Below are 967 nucleotides of genomic sequence, written 5' to 3'. Positions count from 1 at the left end.
ACCCTTTCCAGCCAGTCTTCTGTCGCTTTGACAATTTCCACTTTATTGTGCTCTGAAAGCCCCAAATAAGGGCGTGCCGGCATGGTCACTTGATGCACACAAACAAAGCGGTGTGCATTACCGCTTTTAAGAAAAAAGCGCAGTGTCTTGCCATTTTTCGGGCGAATAACCCCACCTAATTGATGAATCCGCGCATAAACCAACCCACTCCCCACAATCACCTGTTCTGGTGAAGCTTTCATATCAATGGAGCGTGAAAGCGCCCCACTGGCATAAAGAATGGAGGTGCGGGCATAATTGTTTTTCCACTTCTCTCCTTGGGCAGAATTTTTTTCGCTTTGAATCCGCCGTCTTGTGCTCTCTTGGATGAGACGCCCAACCCCTTGTGCCAAAGTCCCCATCGAGCTATCAGCGCCCTTTTGCAAAAAGGATAAAGCCGCTTCAAGCCCTGTCTCTTTAATCTCAATATGGGTTGCAACAGACATGTTATCTTCCCATCAAACGCGGCTTGGCATGAAAAAAAGCCCCATCACGCACGGGACCATCTTCGCTCATAATTTTAGGTTCATCTATGCCTAAACCCGCTTTGCCTTCGGCAATACGTTTCAAGAGTTCAACCGCCTGTTTGTAACGATCTTCAATGGTCGTGGTCAGCGCCGTATGGCGTATGGCTAAATTATAAACAGCAATATTGACACAGATCATACCCAGAGCCGCTGGCTGTCCAGCAATGGGGACGCAGTAGCGATGAGACAAATGCACATCAATCTCACCACTTGCCTGTTCGAGCGCGCGGGCAATGGCTTGCTCTGAAAAAACTGGATCAGAATTCTCATCCATCCCGCATAAGTCATCCAAGAAGTCATCACCCCAGAGCTCTTCAATCAATGTTTTGCTTGCATAAGCCATGTTTAAAAGTTTCCCTTAGACAACTTCTTGCAACAAAACACCGGCATCTTTTGCAGCA

General features: G+C 47.5%; 2 protein-coding genes. Both read right to left on the bottom strand.

What is annotated here, in order from left to right:
- On the bottom strand, nt 1-485 hold a 485-nt coding region (locus tag ACFINZ_RS12230; RefSeq protein ID WP_375701434.1), incomplete at its 3' end, for a phage virion morphogenesis protein.
- A 1-nt stretch (nt 486) separates the two neighbouring features.
- Complete coding sequence (locus tag ACFINZ_RS12225) at nt 487-909, bottom strand: gp436 family protein (protein ID WP_026500476.1); 423 nt, start codon at nt 907-909, stop codon at nt 487-489.
- Between the last annotated feature and the right edge of the window lie 58 nt (nt 910-967).

The sequence above is a fragment of the Bartonella sp. AA81SXKL genome (genome assembly GCF_042196945.1).
In the GTDB taxonomy this organism is placed as follows: Bacteria; Pseudomonadota; Alphaproteobacteria; order Rhizobiales; family Rhizobiaceae; genus Bartonella.
Note: the sequence above shows the minus strand (reverse complement) of the source record. Positions and strands in the feature narration are given on the sequence as shown.

Excerpts from the sequence above, each read along its gene's own strand:
- ACFINZ_RS12225 (WP_026500476.1), bottom strand. The coding sequence starts at position 909 with ATGGCTTATGCAAGCAAAACATTGATTGAAGAGCTCTGGGGTGATGAC.